Origin of the sequence: Mammaliicoccus sp. B-M6 (genome assembly GCF_022386965.1) — a bacterium.
Taxonomy (GTDB): domain Bacteria; phylum Bacillota; class Bacilli; order Staphylococcales; family Staphylococcaceae; genus Mammaliicoccus; species Mammaliicoccus sciuri_A.
The window spans coordinates 21,181-38,727 of sequence record NZ_JAJNHJ010000024.1; the positions used below are offsets into that span (position 1 = coordinate 21,181).

The 17,547-nt window shown below is 33.3% G+C and carries 16 protein-coding genes, 6 tRNA genes and 1 rRNA gene; 1 reads left to right on the plus strand and 22 read right to left on the minus strand.

Annotated features, from left to right (window positions below; translation table 11 throughout):
* Positions 1 to 18 precede the first annotated feature (18 nt).
* The gene (locus LQ693_RS09515; protein ID WP_025907410.1) at positions 19 to 666 is read right to left on the minus strand and encodes an SDR family oxidoreductase; all 648 of its coding nucleotides are present in this window, start codon (positions 664 to 666) and stop codon (positions 19 to 21) included.
* Positions 667 to 680: 14 nt separating this feature from the next.
* Positions 681 to 1,214 carry a CHAP domain-containing protein gene (locus LQ693_RS09520; protein WP_025907412.1) on the minus strand — a complete coding sequence of 178 codons (534 nt, stop codon included), beginning with the start codon at positions 1,212 to 1,214 and terminating at the stop codon, positions 681 to 683.
* 178 nt (positions 1,215 to 1,392) lie between these two features.
* Between LQ693_RS09520 and LQ693_RS09525 the strand changes: the two genes are divergently transcribed.
* A complete protein-coding gene (locus tag LQ693_RS09525) occupies positions 1,393 to 2,343 on the plus strand; it encodes a hypothetical protein (protein WP_025907415.1) in 951 nt (316 codons plus the stop codon).
* A gap of 57 nt (positions 2,344 to 2,400) precedes the next feature.
* On the opposite strand, the gene LQ693_RS09530 is transcribed toward LQ693_RS09525, so the two are convergent.
* The 20 genes from LQ693_RS09530 to rrf form a co-directional block, all read right to left on the minus strand.
* Complete coding sequence (locus LQ693_RS09530) at positions 2,401 to 3,057, minus strand: haloacid dehalogenase type II (RefSeq protein ID WP_239703148.1); 657 nt, start codon at positions 3,055 to 3,057, stop codon at positions 2,401 to 2,403.
* Positions 3,058 to 3,199: 142 nt separating this feature from the next.
* A complete protein-coding gene (locus LQ693_RS09535; RefSeq protein WP_107565393.1) occupies positions 3,200 to 4,054 on the minus strand; it encodes a Cof-type HAD-IIB family hydrolase in 855 nt (284 codons plus the stop codon).
* A 76-nt stretch (positions 4,055 to 4,130) separates the two neighbouring features.
* Positions 4,131 to 4,910 carry an ABC transporter ATP-binding protein gene (locus tag LQ693_RS09540; RefSeq protein WP_107565392.1) on the minus strand — a complete coding sequence of 260 codons (780 nt, stop codon included), beginning with the start codon at positions 4,908 to 4,910 and terminating at the stop codon, positions 4,131 to 4,133.
* Between the two features lie 104 nt (positions 4,911 to 5,014).
* The gene (locus LQ693_RS09545; RefSeq protein WP_239703149.1) at positions 5,015 to 5,800 is read right to left on the minus strand and encodes a VOC family protein; all 786 of its coding nucleotides are present in this window, start codon (positions 5,798 to 5,800) and stop codon (positions 5,015 to 5,017) included.
* Between the two features lie 133 nt (positions 5,801 to 5,933).
* Positions 5,934 to 6,383, minus strand: coding sequence for a GNAT family N-acetyltransferase (locus tag LQ693_RS09550; protein WP_025907422.1), 450 nt, complete (start codon positions 6,381 to 6,383; stop codon positions 5,934 to 5,936).
* A 22-nt stretch (positions 6,384 to 6,405) separates the two neighbouring features.
* Entirely contained in the window at positions 6,406 to 7,014 is a 609-nt protein-coding gene (locus LQ693_RS09555) for a DedA family protein (protein ID WP_025907425.1), read from the minus strand.
* Between the two features lie 244 nt (positions 7,015 to 7,258).
* Positions 7,259 to 9,643 (minus strand): heavy metal translocating P-type ATPase, encoded by a 2,385-nt coding sequence (locus LQ693_RS09560; protein ID WP_107565391.1) that lies wholly within the window; start codon positions 9,641 to 9,643, stop codon positions 7,259 to 7,261.
* A gap of 13 nt (positions 9,644 to 9,656) precedes the next feature.
* Positions 9,657 to 9,959, minus strand: a complete 303-nt coding sequence (locus LQ693_RS09565) for a metal-sensing transcriptional repressor (protein ID WP_025907429.1) — start codon at positions 9,957 to 9,959, stop codon at positions 9,657 to 9,659.
* A gap of 369 nt (positions 9,960 to 10,328) precedes the next feature.
* Positions 10,329 to 12,131 (minus strand): glutamine--fructose-6-phosphate transaminase (isomerizing), encoded by a 1,803-nt coding sequence (gene glmS, locus LQ693_RS09570; RefSeq protein ID WP_025907431.1) that lies wholly within the window; start codon positions 12,129 to 12,131, stop codon positions 10,329 to 10,331.
* A 472-nt stretch (positions 12,132 to 12,603) separates the two neighbouring features.
* On the minus strand, positions 12,604 to 13,956 hold the full coding sequence (gene glmM / locus LQ693_RS09575) for a phosphoglucosamine mutase (protein ID WP_025907433.1): 1,353 nt from the start codon (positions 13,954 to 13,956) through the stop codon (positions 12,604 to 12,606).
* 21 nt (positions 13,957 to 13,977) lie between these two features.
* Positions 13,978 to 14,913 carry a CdaR family protein gene (locus LQ693_RS09580; protein ID WP_025907435.1) on the minus strand — a complete coding sequence of 312 codons (936 nt, stop codon included), beginning with the start codon at positions 14,911 to 14,913 and terminating at the stop codon, positions 13,978 to 13,980.
* Positions 14,914 to 15,720 (minus strand): diadenylate cyclase CdaA, encoded by an 807-nt coding sequence (gene cdaA, locus LQ693_RS09585; protein WP_025907437.1) that lies wholly within the window; start codon positions 15,718 to 15,720, stop codon positions 14,914 to 14,916.
* Between the two features lie 142 nt (positions 15,721 to 15,862).
* Positions 15,863 to 16,768 (minus strand): arginase, encoded by a 906-nt coding sequence (gene rocF / locus LQ693_RS09590; protein ID WP_107565389.1) that lies wholly within the window; start codon positions 16,766 to 16,768, stop codon positions 15,863 to 15,865.
* Between the two features lie 185 nt (positions 16,769 to 16,953).
* A tRNA-Lys gene (locus LQ693_RS09595) sits at positions 16,954 to 17,026 on the minus strand.
* Positions 17,027 to 17,030: 4 nt separating this feature from the next.
* Positions 17,031 to 17,105 (minus strand) — tRNA-Gln (locus tag LQ693_RS09600).
* A gap of 4 nt (positions 17,106 to 17,109) precedes the next feature.
* A tRNA-Tyr gene (locus LQ693_RS09605) sits at positions 17,110 to 17,193 on the minus strand.
* Between the two features lie 16 nt (positions 17,194 to 17,209).
* Positions 17,210 to 17,285: transfer RNA gene (locus tag LQ693_RS09610), tRNA-Val, on the minus strand.
* Between the two features lie 8 nt (positions 17,286 to 17,293).
* A tRNA-Glu gene (locus LQ693_RS09615) sits at positions 17,294 to 17,365 on the minus strand.
* A gap of 1 nt (position 17,366) precedes the next feature.
* Positions 17,367 to 17,441, minus strand: a tRNA-Asn gene (locus tag LQ693_RS09620).
* 19 nt (positions 17,442 to 17,460) lie between these two features.
* A 5S ribosomal RNA gene (gene rrf, locus LQ693_RS09625) occupies positions 17,461 to 17,547 on the minus strand; the annotation flags it as partial.

Here is a 17,547-nt window from a genome sequence, read left to right on the forward strand (position 1 = left end):
CATAAGACTCCTTTATGATTATTGATTAAATTGATCAACCGCTTCTTTAATTTCAACATCTCCTGAAACGACTTGGAATTCTTGACCAATTTTCTCATCATTGTTTAATACTTCAACCAAGACAGTCGCTACATCTTTACGAGGTATTTTACCACGTTCTACTTCTTCAGCTAATGTAACTGTTCCTATAGCATCATCATTTGTTAATGCACCAGGGTGAACGATTGTATATGGTATATTAGCATTTCTTAAATGTTCATCTGCATAGTGTTTAGCTATTGTGTAAGGTTTTAAATCTCCTTCAAAAGCTGATCTTCTTGTATCAAATGAAGATACCATTACAAAATGTTTCGTACCTGCTATTTTACTTGCTTCAATAGATTTAACTGCGCCGTCTAAGTCTATAATAATTGTTTGGTCTGCACCAGTATGTCCACCTGAACCTGCTGTAAACACAACTTTATCTGCATCTTTTATTTTTTCAGAAATGTCATTGATATCGTCATATTCAAGATCTAGTGGTGCTGTTGTTGCACCTAAGTCTTCAAAGAAACTTGCTTGACTGTTTTTTCTAATACCTGCAACAACTTCATTGCCTTCTGCTACTAAATCTTTAACTAAATGTCTTCCTATTTGTCCATTAGCACCTATTACGAAAATCTTCATTATAAAACACTCCTTTAAATTTTTTCATGTATAAAACGATAGTTGTGTAATCTATCTGGCGTGATTAACCTTGAAGTCACTTCATATGGCTTTTTATAGTTCATATCAGAAACAACAATTGAACCATCATTTTTTACTTCTTCAACTATTGCGACGTGCCCTAGTTCACCATAATCTGTTTGTAAGATTGAGCCTTCACTAGGTTGTCCGTTTACTTTATAGCCTTCTTCTTTTGCACGGTCATCCCAATGTTTAGCGTCACCCCATGATGAACTAATTTTTTTATCAATTTTCAATCTTTCTTCAAATACATAAAATGTACATTGACCTTCTTGATAGTAATTACCAAGTGAACGGTCATCTGTTTTATCATTCTTTTTAATTTGTTCCGTACGAATCGCTACTTCTTTTTCTTTCATCTGCTTCTTTACGTCTTCAACATAATGATTTAATAAATCGAATCCACCTTGGCTTTTAAAAAGCATAACCATGGTAATAATAGCGACCCATGTTGCAAGGTAAACGATGAAGCGGAATAACTTTTTCATAGCTCACTCCTATAACTAATGTACCTCAAATATATGAGTTAAAACGTAGGATATCAAATAAAGTGCTTATAACTTTTTTGAAAAATTCACAAATGCAAGAAAGTTTTTGACAATTAAATGACATTTACATAGTTTTTTATGGTACCCTAATGATACAAAAAGACAAGAGGTGAATCATATGTTCAAGTTCCAATTGGATTACTTTAGAAATGGACAGGGATTCCATTTAAAAACTATTCTATTTTCTATTTTAGCATCAATCGTTATGGTTCTCATAATGTTAATACCGGGTGTATTATTCTTAATCGGTGGTGTCTCACTCGCTTCATCACAAGACTTCTCAGGTGAACCTTCTGGCGGAGGATTAGCAATATTCTTTGTCACTATGGTACTCGGCTTTTTATTAACACTTGGTTTATATATCTTTGTTTTAATTCCTTTAGCTTATGGCATGATTAAATACTATAAAGATACAGACTTAGGTATTGGGCCAAACTTTAGTGATTTATTTATGTTCTTACGAAAAGGAAACTACGTTAAAACATTAAAACTTACAGTTATTATAGGTGTTATCAGTGTTGCAATGTACATAGCGATTTATATTGTCGTATTAGTTGTTGAACTAATCTTCTTTGCAATATTCGGAACATCTATGGCTATTATGCAACCAAGCGGTTCAAGTGAAGCTTTCGGCGCAATGTCTATATCATTTGTAATTATCATGTTATTTATGATTTTAGTTCTATTCGCAGTGTTTATTCCATTATATTATGTAGTGATATTTATTATGAACACAGTACTTGTTCATATTGATCAAAGATCGTTACCAACATTCACTAAATTCTCAATTGGTTGGAATATTACAAGTAAAGGTCCTAATAATGCTTGGAAATTATTATTCAGTAACTTACTTTATGTTGTTGTTGCATATATTGTTTTAGCTATTATTGGTATCGTTGTTGCAGTTGTTGTTTCATTTATGCCAGCAGTATTACAAGTTATATTCGCGGTACTTGGATATATTGTGTACTTTATCTTTATGTTTATTGTTTCATACTTCATTTACGGAAGTGTAATGAACTTCTATCATAAAAATAAAAATGCACTTTACCCTCCAAATAACCAGTAATCCTAATTGATTACATATAAAGCGCTCAATCTAGATTCAATAGATTGAGCGCTTTTTTTATATTAAATCTTTAATACTATATAAAGATTGTAATTCAAAGTCGGGTTTAACCTCTATATATTCAAAATCACTAAAGTTACGATTAACCCATGCCGTTTGAAATCCAAACTTTTGTGCGCCAACAATATCCCATTTATTTGATGATACAAATAGTACTTCATCTTTATTATATGGAATATTTTCTTCTAACAAAGCGTATCCATTAGAATCTGGTTTATACACCCCAAACTCTTCAAGAGACAAGATAAACTTAAAGTAACTCTTGATATTTGAATAATCTAATACTTGTTCTATCATTTCTTTATTACCATTACTAAATATGATTTGATCAACTTCTGATAATTCTTTTAATGTGTGCGCAACTTCTGGAAATGGCGTTAATTGATTATATGCTGCCATACATTCGTTAATTTCTTTCAATGAGTAATCAAAATCATTTCTGCTGAGTACGTACTCAAGTGAATCACGAATCACTTTACTAAATGGTTTATATTCATCCACTAATTGTCTCACGTGTGTGTACTCAATTAGTTTATATCGCCATGCTTTAGCAATTCTACCTCCATTTCCCGGGAATAACTTTTCACATTTTTCTCTCACACTATCTATATCAAAAAGCGTGCCATATAAGTCATAAACTACTGTTTTAATCATTTCATCACCCCTTTAAAACATCACTCATTGTATTATATCCAAATGTATATAAAACAATCACATAAAATATATTGCTAACAACCTTATTGTTCATAAAATAAAACCATGCTCCTTTATATCGGACATGGTTTCATATATTGATTTAATTAATTAAAAACTTTTGACTTAAAAAGTCAGCGACACCATTTTCTACATTTGTACGTCTCGTAACTTCACTACCTAACGCTTTAATATGATCAGGTGCATTTTTCATCACAATTGGATTATCTACAAATTCGAGCATTTGTCTATCATTATCACTATCACCAATCGCAAACGTTTCAGTATCATCTGCAATTCCTAAATAGTCTAAAGTAGCTTGAATAGCTGTTGCTTTGTTAACGCCTGTAGGCATCGTTTCTAAATTACAAGTTGTTGAATGAGAGATTGAAATATCTAATTCTTCTTTCATAGGTACGATAAGTTCTTCCCATTTTTTAATTTCTGACTCGTATTTTTTGAAGAAATAAAATTTAGAATAAGCATCTTCAGGTATTTCATCAACCCAATTGATTTTTTCACTTAAAGCTTCTTGTCGAGATTTCCATTCGTTACGTTCTACATCTCCCAATTCATCTGTTTGGATTTCAGAAAGTAATAACGTTTTATCACGTTTTAAGGCGATACGATTTTTATAGTATGGAAATAGCTCATAATAAATTTGATGTTGTTCTGCTAAATCTACAAGTTTACGCACTGTTTCCATAGGCAGTTGGTGTTTAAATATTTCTTCTCCATTAATATATCCTACTGCACCATTTGAAGATAAAATACCATCAACTTCAAAATTCTCTGGTACTAAATATGGAATTTCATCATATGCTCTTCCTGTCGCAATAAATACTTTAATGCCTTTTTGTCTAACTTCTTGAATAACATCATTTGTATGATTCGTTACTCTGTTGTCTTCATTTAAAATTGTCCCATCCATATCTAAAAAAACTGCTTGAATCGTCATGTTGAATCCTCCATATCATTTATCAATGTCTATTATTTCATGCTCACAACATAAAGGCAATTTTTTAAAATGCATATTACTTTTTAGATAAAATTGGTCTATCATTTTTAAATGTAACATCCACATCAATTCCAAATAAGTTACTCATATTATCACTATTTAATAGCGAATGAATATCACCTGATTGGAATACTTCTCCATTTTTCAATAAAAGTATGTTTTTAAAGATTGGTAAGACTTCTTCTAAATGATGTGTCACATAAATAATCGTTGGTCTATTACTATCTTGACCGATATACTCAATTCTTTCTAACAGATCTTCACGTGCTACAAAGTCTAATCCATTAGTTGGTTCATCAAGAATAAGCAACCTCGGTTCTGACATTAACGCTCTACCTATCAATACGCGCGTTTGTTCTCCTTGAGATAGCGTTTCAAACCTTCTATTTATATAATGTGTAATACCTAGCGTTTCACAAATATGTTTCGCTTTTTCTTTAATTTCTTCAGTAGGTTCTTCATAAACACCAATTGACGCATAAGCACCACTAATAACAGTTGTATAAGCATTGTCCTGTTGTCTCATTTTCTTAAATAAAGATGATGAAACATAACCAATTTGCCTTCTAATAGCATCAGCAGAATAACCTGGTCTTCCTTGTTTCATGTCTAGTATTTCAAATTCACCAGATGATGGTGCTGTATATGCGTTAATAATATCGAGAATGGTAGATTTACCAGCACCATTTAATCCGTACAAGACCCAGTGTTCTCCATCTACTATTTCCCAAGAAATATCTTTTAATATGTATTTGCCTTCTCTAATCCAATTAATATGTTTCAAATCAAGAAGCATACTTACATCCCCTTTAATATAAGAATTTAGAATATTCACTTATTGTACATGAAACATCTCTTATATTAAAGATGATAGGATAGGAAGGCTTAATTTTATAATGATTATTCTGGATTAATATCGAATCTTAATCCATCTGGTGAAATCAATACTTCAGATCCTCTGTTCGGTATTTGCATATCAATATTGGCAAGTCCGTAACTATGATCTAAATCTTCGCGTTTTTTATTAGATTGCCAAGTATTAATTGCAATATGGTGATGGTAATCTTTCGTTGACATGAATAATGCATTAGGGAAGTTACCTACAACAATTTTTAATCCTAATGTATCAATATAAAAATCTTTGCTTTCATTGATGTTGCTTGTTTTTAAATGTAAGTGTCCAATCTTAGCACCTTCAGGCATACCGTTCCAACCTTCAGTTGATGCATGTTTGACTAAAGCTTCTGCGTCTACCTCATGTGTATCCATATTGACATTGCCATCATTCCATACCCAAGTTTCTGGATCTCTATCTCTATAAATTTCTAAACCATTGCCTTCTGGATCATTTAAATACAATGCTTCTGACACGATATGGTCCCCAGCACCTAATCTTACATTTAATCTTGAAGCATGTAATAAAAAGTCTGCTAAATCAGCAGTTGTTGGTAATAATATTGCTAGATGGAATAATCCAGCTTCTCTCATACTTGGTTCTCTACCATCTACTAATAAATTTAATGTAATAGTATGACCTGAGTTACCAATCTCAAATACTGTTTGTTTGTCATCTTTACTTTTTATATTTAATCCTAGAATACTGTCGTAAAATACTGTCATTTTTTCTAAATCTTTAACATTTAATGTAATGCCTTTAACTAAATTTGCATCTTTACCATGAAACATAACTTGCACCTCTTCTTATTTATTAGTTAACTATAGTATACTTTATATACTATAAAAAGTATACTACTTTGTTTTGAAAAGTAAAAAAACCTATACGATACAATTTTACATTGAATCCGTATAGGCCATTTTATTATAATTCCATCTCTAATCTCACCATATCTTTGCATTGTATACCATTCTCAAAGATATGTTCTTCGTAATACTTTACAAAATAATCAATATCTATTGATTTCATTCTAAATCCAGCTTGTTGATAAAGTTTCAATTGCCCAATACCTGAGTTACCTGTTCCAACAGTTATTGTATGACAATGTAATTTTCTCGCTTCATTAATCAAATGGTCAATTAATAATTTCCCTATACCTTGATTTTGAAATTGAGGATCAACTGCTAAATTAACTAACTCATATGTATTGGGTCTCGTTAATAACCCAACTGCAATTCCGATATCTTGATGATCTTGTTGATAAACATATACTTGACCTCTAGAAGCATAATCACTAACAGCATGTTGATTGTCATCTGCTAAAGCTAATAATTCATAATGTCTATCATTTAACTGCTCACATAAAGTTATCATTGTATCACCTTCATTGTTTAAGTTATGAAACTTTCTTCTTCCTAATAAACCAAATGCCAAATACAATTATACCAATTGCAATAACTGCGTACATAAAGTTAGAATAAACATCCATATAATTGACGATTTGATGCCAATTATCTCCTACTTTAGCACCTACCAGTACTAATACTAAATTCCATATCAATGTACCAATTGTCGTTAATACTAAAAATAACCATTGATTCATACCGCTCATACCAGCCGGAACGGATATTAAACTTCGAATAAGTGGAATAAATCTACAGAAGAATACAGTCCATGGTCCATATTTATCGAACCAAGCATCCGCTTTTCTTACATCTTCTTTCGTTAACCTAAGATATTTACCCCATTTCTCGATAATTCTTTCGATTCTTTCAACATTTAGAATACGACCAATCCAATATAATATGACCGCACCGCCTACAGAACCTATTGTAGATGCAACGACTACACCTAAGACTGTTAGATCTGACTTCGTTGTCATGAAACCTCCAAATGTTAAAATAACCTCTGATGGTATGGGTGGGAAAACATTTTCCAATAATATCAATAAGGCAATACCAAAATAGCCAAATTGTTCCATTACACTTGTAATCCAACTCTCCATTAATTTGCTCCTTTAAGTTGATATCTTTCTCATTTTATTGCTTTGTAAATAAAAACTCTCAATAATAATAAATAAAACATAATGATGAAACTTAATTATATAATATATAACGCTGAATAAGTGTAAGACTTAAGTATGAACATGACAATTTTTATTTATATGCATTGTCATTACTTTTTATTTTACAATAAAATGATTCATAAAAAAATTCACACCCATTTATATATGAGTGTGAATGAAGTATTTATAATTTAACTTTTTTTAATCTTAATGCATTTGTTACGACACTTACAGAGCTTAATGCCATTGCAGCACCTGCAACCCAAGGCGCTAGAATACCTATTGCAGCAATTGGTATGCCTGCTGTATTATAGCCGAATGCCCAGAATAAGTTTTGTTTAATATTTTTAATTGTTGCATGACTTATTTTAATTGCTTTTGGGATAAGTAATAATTCTCCACCAAGAATTGTTACATCTGCCGCTTCAATCGCAACTTCAGTGCCAGTCCCAATTGCGATACCAATATCTGATATTGCTAACGCTGGCGCATCATTAACTCCATCACCGACCATTGCAACCTTTTTGCCAGTACTTTGAATTTCTTTAATTTTATCAGCTTTTTCATTTGGTAATACTTCAGAAATGACTTTTTGAATACCTACTTGATTTGCGATAGCCTGAGCTGTTCTTTCGTTATCACCAGTAAGCATCACGACTTCTAAGCCTTCATCTTGAAGCAGTTTAATCGCTTCTGGTGCACTTTCTTTAATTGTATCCGCAACTGCGACAATACCTTTAAATGTACGATCAACAGCAACTAACATAGCTGTTTTACCTTCTTGTTCTAAATTAGACATGTCTTGTTCAAATGATGTCGTTTCGATACCATGTCTTGTCATTAATTTTCGATTGCCGACTAATATTTCTTTATTCTGTATAGTTGCTTGAATACCATATCCAGGTATTGCATTAAAATCGTCTACATCATTTAATGCGACTTCTTGTTCTGTAGCGTATGCAACAATTGCTTCAGCAAGAGGGTGTTCTGAACCTTTTTCTGCACTTGCTAATAGACTGAGTGTTTCTACGTCACCAGTATAATCCGTAACTTCAGGTTTACCTTTTGTAATTGTACCAGTCTTATCTAGCACGATTGTATTTAATTGGTGTGTACGTTCTAAATGTTCGCCACCTTTGAATAATATGCCATTCTCGGCAGCTTTACCCGTACCAACCATAATGGATGTTGGTGTAGCTAATCCAAGCGCACATGGACAAGCAATGACAATCACAGCAATTGCTGCTACTAATGCACGTTCAAACTGACCTGGATCTACTAATGTTAGCCATATGATAAATGTTAAGATTGATAACCCAACAACAATCGGAACGAAATAACCAGAAATAACATCTGCTAGTCTTTGGATAGGTGCTTTAGATCCTTGCGCTTCTTCTACAATTTTAACAATAGAAGCAAGTGCCGTATCTTCACCTACTTTTGTTGCTTTTACATGAATTAAACCATTCTTATTAATCGTTGAACCAATGACTTCTTCATTTATCGTTTTTTCAACAGGAATAGATTCACCTGTAATCATAGATTCATCTATTGATGTACGCCCTTTTTCAATAATACCGTCCACCGGTATCTTTTCACCTGGTTTGATGTTCAATATATCACCGACAACGACATCATCAATAGGTATCATGATCTCTTTATTATCACGAATAACTCTTGCTTCTTTAGCTTGTAAATTTAATAAAGATGATAAAGAATTCGTTGTTTGACTTTTAGCGCGTTTTTCTAAATATTTCCCAAACAAGATTAAAGTAATTAACACTGCACTTGTTTCAAAATATAAATGCGGCATATAAGATGGATTACCAATTGTTTTGATAGCTTCATATAAACTATAAAAATATGCTGCACTTGTTCCTAATGCCACTAATACATCCATATTAGCACCACCATTTTTCAAGTTCTTATAAGCGCCAACATAGAACTGCCAGCCAATGATAAATTGAACAGGTGTTGCTAGTATAAATTGAAACCAAGGATTCATTAAGATATGAGGCATAGGCATATTAAATAAATGCACAAACATCGTCAATAAAAGTGGCAACGATAAAATAGCAGAAATAATCAGTTTAGTTTTCATTTTTTGTACTTCTTGTTCTTTATGCGTTGTTTGATTTTGAACATCACTTTTAGTAGCAGCGTCATAGCCTAAATTTTTAATTTTATTAATAATACTTTTAACATCTATAATTTCAGGATTGTATTCGACATTAGCTTGTTCAGTCGTTAAATTAACTGTTGCTTGTGTGATACCTTCTTGTCGATTGAGTACTTTCTCAATACGGTTAGAACATGCTGCACACGTCATACCATAGACATCTAATTCAGCCTTTTCAGTTAAGACACCGTATCCGAGATTTTCAATTTTATTTGTAACATCCGATAAATTTGTAGCGTCATTATTGAAAGTGATGGATGCTTTCTCAGTTGATAAATTCACTTGAGCATCAACGCCATCCATTCTGTTTAACACTTTTTCAATACGATTGGAACATGCTGCACATGTCATACCCGTTACACCAACAGTAACATGTTTAGATTCACTCATTTCGTTTACCTCCTTACTTAGAAAATTGTTTAAGTACACTCATTAATTCATCTATTGTTTCTTCGCCTTCACCATTTTGAATAGCATCCGTCACACAATGTTTAATATGTCTTTCCGTTACCGCAAATCCAACATTTTTTAAAGCAGACTGTATCGCACTAATTTGAACTAATATATCCACACAATATCTATCTTCCTCAACCATACTTTGAATACCACGCACTTGACCCTCAATACGTTTTAGTCTATTGATCACTTTATCTTTTTCCTCTTTAGTTCTAGGTGTTACAGTATGTTCATGTAAATATTCACTCATACAATCACTTCCTCTCTTCAATTAATACTATACCCCCCTATAGTATATTTTTCAATATAAAAGCTCAACAAAAATTATATGCGCTGTTGAATAGAGAAAGTTTGTTAATATGTTATGGGCCACCTTAGTTACATTTCCACGGGCTTTTGTTACTATGGGCTGCCTTAGTTACAATTCCCCAGACTTTTGTTACTATAGACCCCCTTAGTTACAATTCTCCAGACTTTTGTTACTATGGACATGGACCTCCTTAGTTACAATTCCTCCGACTTTTGTTACTACTGCCATCATACACGCCTAACCATATATAATATATTCAAAATTTACAAAAAAACACCTGAGCGAGTAGCTCAGGTGTTCAACATCAATCTATTCAACTGTAACTGATTTAGCTAAGTTACGTGGTTTATCTACGTCACAACCTCTGTGTAATGCAGCGTAGTAAGAGATTAATTGTAATGTGATTACTGATACAAGTGGTGATAACATTTCATGAACGTGTGGTATTACATACGTATCTTGATCGTGTTCTAAACCTTCCATAGAAATAATACATGGATTAGCACCACGTGCTACAACTTCTTTAACGTTACCACGAATTGATAAGTTAACTTTTTCTTGTGTAGCTAATGCAATGATTGGTGTACCTTCTTCAATTAATGCAATTGTACCGTGTTTTAATTCTCCTCCAGCAAATCCTTCTGCTTGGATATAAGAAATTTCTTTAAGTTTCAATGCACCTTCAAGACCTACGTAGTAATCCATTGTACGTCCAATAAAGAATGCGTTACGTGTTGTTTCTAAGAAATCTTTAGCGATTTGTTCCATTTTAGGCGCATCGTCAACAATTGCAGTGATTGCAGTTGTTACTTTCGCTAATTCAGGAATAATATCTACGCCAGTATTTTTGTTATGTGCATTCGCAACTACTTGAGAAAGAATTGCTAATACTGCGATTTGTGCTGTATATGCTTTAGTTGATGCAACAGCGATTTCAGGTCCAGCGTGTAAAATTAATGTATGATCCGCTTCACGAGATAAAGTTGATCCTGGTACATTTGTAATTGTTAATGCTTTGTGACCTAAACGTTTAGCTTCTACTAATACTGCACGGCTATCTGCTGTTTCACCTGATTGTGAAATAAAGATGAATAATGGTTTTTCAGATAATAAAGGCATGTTGTAAACAAACTCTGAAGCTACATGTACTTCAGTAGGAACGCCTGCCCATTTTTCAATGTATTCTTTACCTACTAAACCAGCATGGTAACTTGTACCACATGCAACGATATAAATTCTATCTGCTTGTGCAACATCTTCAATAATTTCTTTATCGATTTTAAGGTTACCCTCTTCATCTTGGTAATTTTGAATAATGTTACGCATAACACCTGGTTGTTCGTGAATTTCTTTTAACATGTAGTGATCGTAAGTACCTTTTTCAACGTCTGAAGCATCGATTTCAGCTTTATAGCTATCTCTTTCGATTACGTTACCTTCTTGGTCTTTGATGATCACTTCATCGCGTTTTACGATAACAATTTCGTTGTCGACTAATTCTTTATAAGTATCTGTTACAGCTAACATAGCAATTGCATCTGAAGCAATTACGTTAAATCCATCACCGATACCAACTAATAATGGTGATTTGTTTTTAGCTACATAGATTGTGTCAGCATCTTGTTCATCTAATAAACCTAATGCATATGAACCGTGTAATAATGATAATACTTTATTGAAAGCATCTTCTGTAGTTAAACCTTCGTTTGAGAAGTGTTCAATTAATTCAACAATAACTTCAGTATCAGTATCTGATTTAAAAGTGATACCTGATAAAAATTCATTTTTAAGTTGTTCATAGTTTTCAATAACACCGTTGTGTACTAATGTGAAACGACCTGATGTTGATTGATGAGGGTGAGCGTTCTCATAGTTTGGCACACCGTGAGTTGCCCAACGTGTATGTCCAATACCAATATTTCCATCAAAGTCATCAGAAGCTGCTTTACGTAATTCAGCAATTCTTCCTTTTTCTTTAAATACTTTAATTTCTTCTTCATTTCTTACAGCAATACCAGCTGAATCATAACCTCTATATTCTAATTTTTCTAATCCTCTAAGTAATAATTCTTTAGCATTTGCTGTACCTATATATCCTACTATTCCACACATAATCAAAATTCCTCCAATTTTAAATAAGCGGTCAGACTTTTAAAATTTTAGTCTAGTCGCTTTCAATACTCTGTTCAATTTATGGCTATTTCAATGGCTTTGGACATACAGTCACCTATATGCTTTAAACATTGAACTTCGAATGAGCCACATCCGGGATAGCATCCGCCGATAATTCGATAACTATCCTCCTCGTCAACAAAGTTCATAACACTCATTCAGCATGTATCTGATTATACATGCCTCTTCAATCGCGTATGTTCTTTGTTCAGGCGCTATAAGTTTCCTTATTTCGATAAACCTCACAATCCTCCTTAAGAAAGCTCTCTTCATTCTACAATGAAATTGTATGTTGTGCAATTATAATACTATATTTAGTGCAATTTTCTCATAAAAATATAATAATAACAGTTGTAATAAATAAAATAAAAAATCTGAGACACATAAAAGTTGTCTCAGATTAATAATATATTTATTCAATTCCCATCTCTTGTTCTACTACTTCTGCAATGCTGTTAACAAATCTTTCAGCATCTTCTTCTGTTTTAGCTTCAACCATTACACGAACAAGTGGTTCAGTACCTGATGGTCTTACTAATATACGACCTTCGCCATTCATTTCAACTTCAACTTTAGTCATAATCTCAGAAACTTTGGCATTTTCTTCAACACCATATTTATCAGAAACTCTAACGTTTACTAATTTTTGTGGATATTTTTTCATTTTGCTTGTTAAGTCACTTAAACTTTTGCCTGATCTTTTAACGATACTTGCAAGATGCGCACCAGTCAGTAACCCATCACCAGTCGTATTATAATCCATCATAACGATATGACCTGATTGCTCTCCACCAAGGCTGTAAGAACCACGTCGCATTTCTTCTACAACATATCTATCTCCAACTTTAGTTTTGTTAGATTTAATACCTTTTTCTTCTAGTGCTTTATAGAAACCTAAATTACTCATTACTGTTGAAACGACCATATTATCTTTTAATTCACCATTTTGTGCCATATCTTCAGCTAACACATACATGATTTGGTCACCATCAACGATTTGTCCTTTATCATCTACAGCAATGATTCTATCCCCATCACCATCAAAAGCTAAACCAAGGTCTGCACCATGTTCAATAACAGCTTTAGCTAATTCTTCTGGGTGTGTAGAACCAACATTTAAGTTAATATTATAACCATCTGGCTTACAACCGATTGTTTCGCTAGTTGCTTCTAAATCACCGAATAAATATGGCGCAAGAGAATAAGTAGCACCATGTGCACCATCTAGGACAATTTTCAATCCATCTAAATCTCCATCAACAGTTGATTTAATATAGCTTATATATTTTTGAGCACCTTCAAAGTAATCAGAAATATGATTTAATTGGTTACCTGTTGGTCTTGGTAAATTGTCTTCTGTAGAATCTAATAACTTTTCAATTTCTAATTCTTCATCATCCGTTAATTTGAAACCATCTGGACCAAAGAATTTAATTCCATTATCTGCTACCGGATTGTGTGACGCACTGATCATAACACCTAAATCTGCATCCACTTCTCTCGTTAAATAAGCTACACCTGGAGTTGAAATAACACCTAATCTCATGACTTCTGCACCAATTGATGAAAGACCAGCGATTAGAGCTGCTTCTAACATTTCGCCAGAAACACGTGTATCTCTACCTACTAATACTTTAGGATTTTCACTACCATGTTTCTTTGATAATACATAACCACCAAATCTACCTAATCTAAATGCGATTTCTGGTGTTAACTCAGAATTAGCTACACCTCTAACACCATCTGTACCAAAATATTTGCCCATTATAATTCTCCTTTAATTCCATTAGTTTTTAGAAGTTTCTATTTTTGCTTCGACATTTTTAAATTCTGCTTCGTCCACACCATCAGGCAAGCTAAGACTTACTTTTTTAGATGTATCACCGTCAACATTTGAAATATCGACAGGTACATCTATTGATCCTATACCATCAAGAACGTTTCTCGAACCATATATTTTAACTTCGGTTTTATCTAAAGTAATATCATCAATATTTATATTTTTAGATGCACTACCTTTTGTAACAGGATTTAATGTCACAGTTTTACTAGATCTTGCAACTTTAATATTGACGTTAACAGTATCTGGTCTAATCTGTACGTCTAGTTTATTTAAATTGCTATCGAGTACACTGATACCCGCTTTTTCAGTCGTATCATCTGTTAATTGCTTCGTTTCATCTAAAGTAGCTTTAACATAAGCAATTTTATTAAGTTCTTCTTGTCCACCTGTAATCGTTACTTGTGATGGATTAACAGTTTCTCCTACTAGCTCATATCCAGAAGCAATTCTGTTTTGGTTAATCTCTGCTTCAATTGGATATTTTTTAGAAACTTTGTCTTGTAACGTTACATTTGCGCTTTTAGGCACAACTGTCGCTTTAAGTTCATCACTAAGTCCTTTAATTTTAAAGTTTTCTTTATATTGTCCTACTGATTTGTTTTTCAAATCCAATTCTACTTTAAAATTCAATAATTTTTCAGCTTGTAATATTGTAGATTGTGGACCAGAAACTTTTACATCCACAGTTTTAGGTGCTCCTGATAAATATAATTCTTTCGTATTATAAATTGTATCTACCGGAACATCTTCTATTACATGATCTGAACTTTTCAAAGCATTTTCCGAAAACAAACTACCGAACACATTATTTACTGATAAGAACATGAGTAGCGCTAAAATTAAAGCTACAAATCGTAAACCCCATTTAGATTCTAGCATCTACTTCACATCCTTTCTGTTTTGAACAGAACCAAACCAATGCTCAACTAGTAACTCTCTAAAGGCTTCACTTGATATTTCTTTTCTTAATCGACCATCAATTGTTACAGATATTGAACCTGTTTCTTCTGATACTACAACTGTAAATGCATCTGATACTTCTGAAATCCCTACAGCTGCTCTATGACGCGTTCCTAAACTTTTAGAAATTTTTTGACTGTCAGATAACGGCAAATAACTTGCTGCTGTAGCAATTTTTTGTTCACGTATGATCATCGCACCATCATGTAATGGTGTATTTGGAATAAAAATATTTGTGAGTAATTCTTGAGAAATATCAGCATTAATAGGTATACCTGTTTCTATGTAGTCTTGAAGACCTGTTTCTTTCTCGAATACAATTAATGCACCTATTCTTCTTTTAGCCATATACTGAACAGCTTTATCAACACTATCAGTTAACCTTTCTTGTTCTGCTGATGTCGCTACATTTACTCGTTTAAATAGACTTCCTCGCCCTAATTGTTCCAACGCTCTTCTAAACTCTGGTTGGAATATTACAATGATTGCTAAAAATCCCCATTGCAATACAAAATCAAATAAAAGCGTAGTAGTCGTCAAATTCAAAAAATTACTTACTGTTCTACCAATTATGATGAAAAATATACCTTTTAATAGTTGTATCGCTTTTGTACCTTTAACGACAGTTATAATTAAGTACAATACATACCATACAATAATTAAATCAAGTATACCTGTTATAACTTTTAAGGCACTTAATTCACCAAAAATGTCAGGTAACTGCATAGTATCTCCTCCGTGTTTCATTTACCTAGTGCTTATTATAACAATTTTTGAGATATATTGTTAATTTAATTATATATAAAACAAAAAAAGCCTCTATAAAAGAGACTTCTTTATTAAAGTATATTTTATCTATGATTGTCAATTATAATAATTTCTCTCCAAAGAATGATCCCATTAACCCAATTGCTTGGTGAGCCGTTTTATTATATTCATCGATTAGAGGATTTACTTCGACTAAATCAGCAGATACGATTAAATTTGACTCATGGAGTAACTCCATAGCTAAATGACTTTCTCTATATGTTGCGCCTCCTGGTACTGTTGTGCCCGTACCAGGCGTTTCGACTGGATCTAATGCATCAACATCCAATGAAAGATGTACACCATCCGTTTTATCCTTTAAGTAATCTATCGTTTCAGATATAACTTGATTCATGCCAAGTTTATCTATATCTGCCATTGTATATGTACGTATACCTGATTTTTTAATATATTCCTTTTCACCATCATCTAAATCTCTCATGCCAATTAGAACGATATTTTCAGGTTTTACTTTGTTCTTATATCCACCGATATTCATTAATTCTTCATTACCTTCACCTATTAAGACTCTTAATGGCATTCCATGAATATTACCACTTGGTGAAGAATCTAATGTATTTAAATCTCCATGTGCATCATACCAAATAACACCGAGATTACTATAGTGTTTACTGATACCAGCGATTGATCCAATTGATAATGAATGATCCCCACCTAAAATTAATGGAAAGTTACCATTATTCATCGTTTCATTTACGGATTCATATAAGTTATTTGAAAATGAAATTACTTCATCTAAATTTCTTAAACCTTCTTGTTCGCTTTTATATTTTTTCATATCAATATTAGGTGATTCTACATTACCTTTATCTATGACATGGTGACCTATATTTTCTATTCTTTCAATCAAACCAGCATATCTCAATGCATCTGGTCCAAAATTAACGCCTAATTTTCTTTGACCAAAAGCAGTTGGTGCACCGATTATTTCAATGCTCTTTTTCATAATTTCAAATCCCCCTTAATTTGCATTACTATTATATTCTAGTATATGTAAGCACTTACATCAAGCTATATAAGGGTTTGTGGATAATATTAATATATTCCAAATATTTATACGTATATACATCGTTTTATGCATATTTTCATCAATAAAAAAGAGACATTAGATTAACTAATGTCTCTTACTTATGAGCCATAGAGGATTCGAACCTCTGACCCTCTGATTAAAAGTCAGATGCTCTACCAACTGAGCTAATGGCTCTTAATGGCTGGGCTAGCTGGATTCGAACCAGCGAGTGACGGAGTCAAAGTCCGTTGCCTTACCGCTTGGCTATAGCCCAAAAATGGTGGAGGGGGGCAGATTCGAACTGCCGAACCCGAAGGAGCGGATTTACAGTCCGCCGCGTTTAGCCACTTCGCTACCCCTCCAGCTTATTAAATTAAATGGTGGAGAATGACGGGTTCGAACCGCCGACCCTCTGCTTGTAAGGCAGATGCTCTCCCAGCTGAGCTAATTCTCCATAAAAAATGACCCCTACGGGATTCGAACCCGTGTTACCGCCGTGAAAGGGCGGTGTCTTAACCGCTTGACCAAGGGGCCATGGCTCCACAGGTAGGACTCGAACCTACGACCGATCGGTTAACAGCCGATAGCTCTACCACTGAGCTACTGTGGAATAATAAAATTAAATATTTGCCCGGCAACGTCCTACTCTCGCGGAACGTAAGCCCAACTACCATCGGCGCTAAAGAGCTTAACTTCTGTGTTCGGCATGGGAACAG

Excerpts from the sequence above, each read along its gene's own strand:
- rocF (WP_107565389.1), bottom strand. The coding sequence starts at position 16,768 with ATGAAAAAGAGCATTGAAATAATCGGTGCACCAACTGCTTTTGGTCAA.
- LQ693_RS09535 (WP_107565393.1), bottom strand. The coding sequence starts at position 4,054 with ATGACGATTCAAGCAGTTTTTTTAGATATGGATGGGACAATTTTAAAT.
- LQ693_RS09580 (WP_025907435.1), bottom strand. The coding sequence starts at position 14,913 with ATGCTAGAATCTAAATGGGGTTTACGATTTGTAGCTTTAATTTTAGCG.
- LQ693_RS09525 (WP_025907415.1), top strand. The coding sequence starts at position 1,393 with ATGTTCAAGTTCCAATTGGATTACTTTAGAAATGGACAGGGATTCCAT.
- glmS (WP_025907431.1), bottom strand. The coding sequence starts at position 12,131 with ATGTGTGGAATAGTAGGATATATAGGTACAGCAAATGCTAAAGAATTA.
- glmM (WP_025907433.1), bottom strand. The coding sequence starts at position 13,956 with ATGGGCAAATATTTTGGTACAGATGGTGTTAGAGGTGTAGCTAATTCT.
- LQ693_RS09555 (WP_025907425.1), bottom strand. The coding sequence starts at position 7,014 with ATGGAGAGTTGGATTACAAGTGTAATGGAACAATTTGGCTATTTTGGT.
- LQ693_RS09530 (WP_239703148.1), bottom strand. The coding sequence starts at position 3,057 with ATGATTAAAACAGTAGTTTATGACTTATATGGCACGCTTTTTGATATA.
- LQ693_RS09560 (WP_107565391.1), bottom strand. The coding sequence starts at position 9,643 with ATGAGTGAATCTAAACATGTTACTGTTGGTGTAACGGGTATGACATGT.
- LQ693_RS09540 (WP_107565392.1), bottom strand. The coding sequence starts at position 4,910 with ATGCTTCTTGATTTGAAACATATTAATTGGATTAGAGAAGGCAAATAC.
- LQ693_RS09545 (WP_239703149.1), bottom strand. The coding sequence starts at position 5,800 with ATGTTTCATGGTAAAGATGCAAATTTAGTTAAAGGCATTACATTAAAT.
- cdaA (WP_025907437.1), bottom strand. The coding sequence starts at position 15,720 with ATGCAGTTACCTGACATTTTTGGTGAATTAAGTGCCTTAAAAGTTATA.
- LQ693_RS09520 (WP_025907412.1), bottom strand. The coding sequence starts at position 1,214 with ATGAAAAAGTTATTCCGCTTCATCGTTTACCTTGCAACATGGGTCGCT.
- LQ693_RS09515 (WP_025907410.1), bottom strand. The coding sequence starts at position 666 with ATGAAGATTTTCGTAATAGGTGCTAATGGACAAATAGGAAGACATTTA.
- LQ693_RS09550 (WP_025907422.1), bottom strand. The coding sequence starts at position 6,383 with ATGATAACTTTATGTGAGCAGTTAAATGATAGACATTATGAATTATTA.
- LQ693_RS09565 (WP_025907429.1), bottom strand. The coding sequence starts at position 9,959 with ATGAGTGAATATTTACATGAACATACTGTAACACCTAGAACTAAAGAG.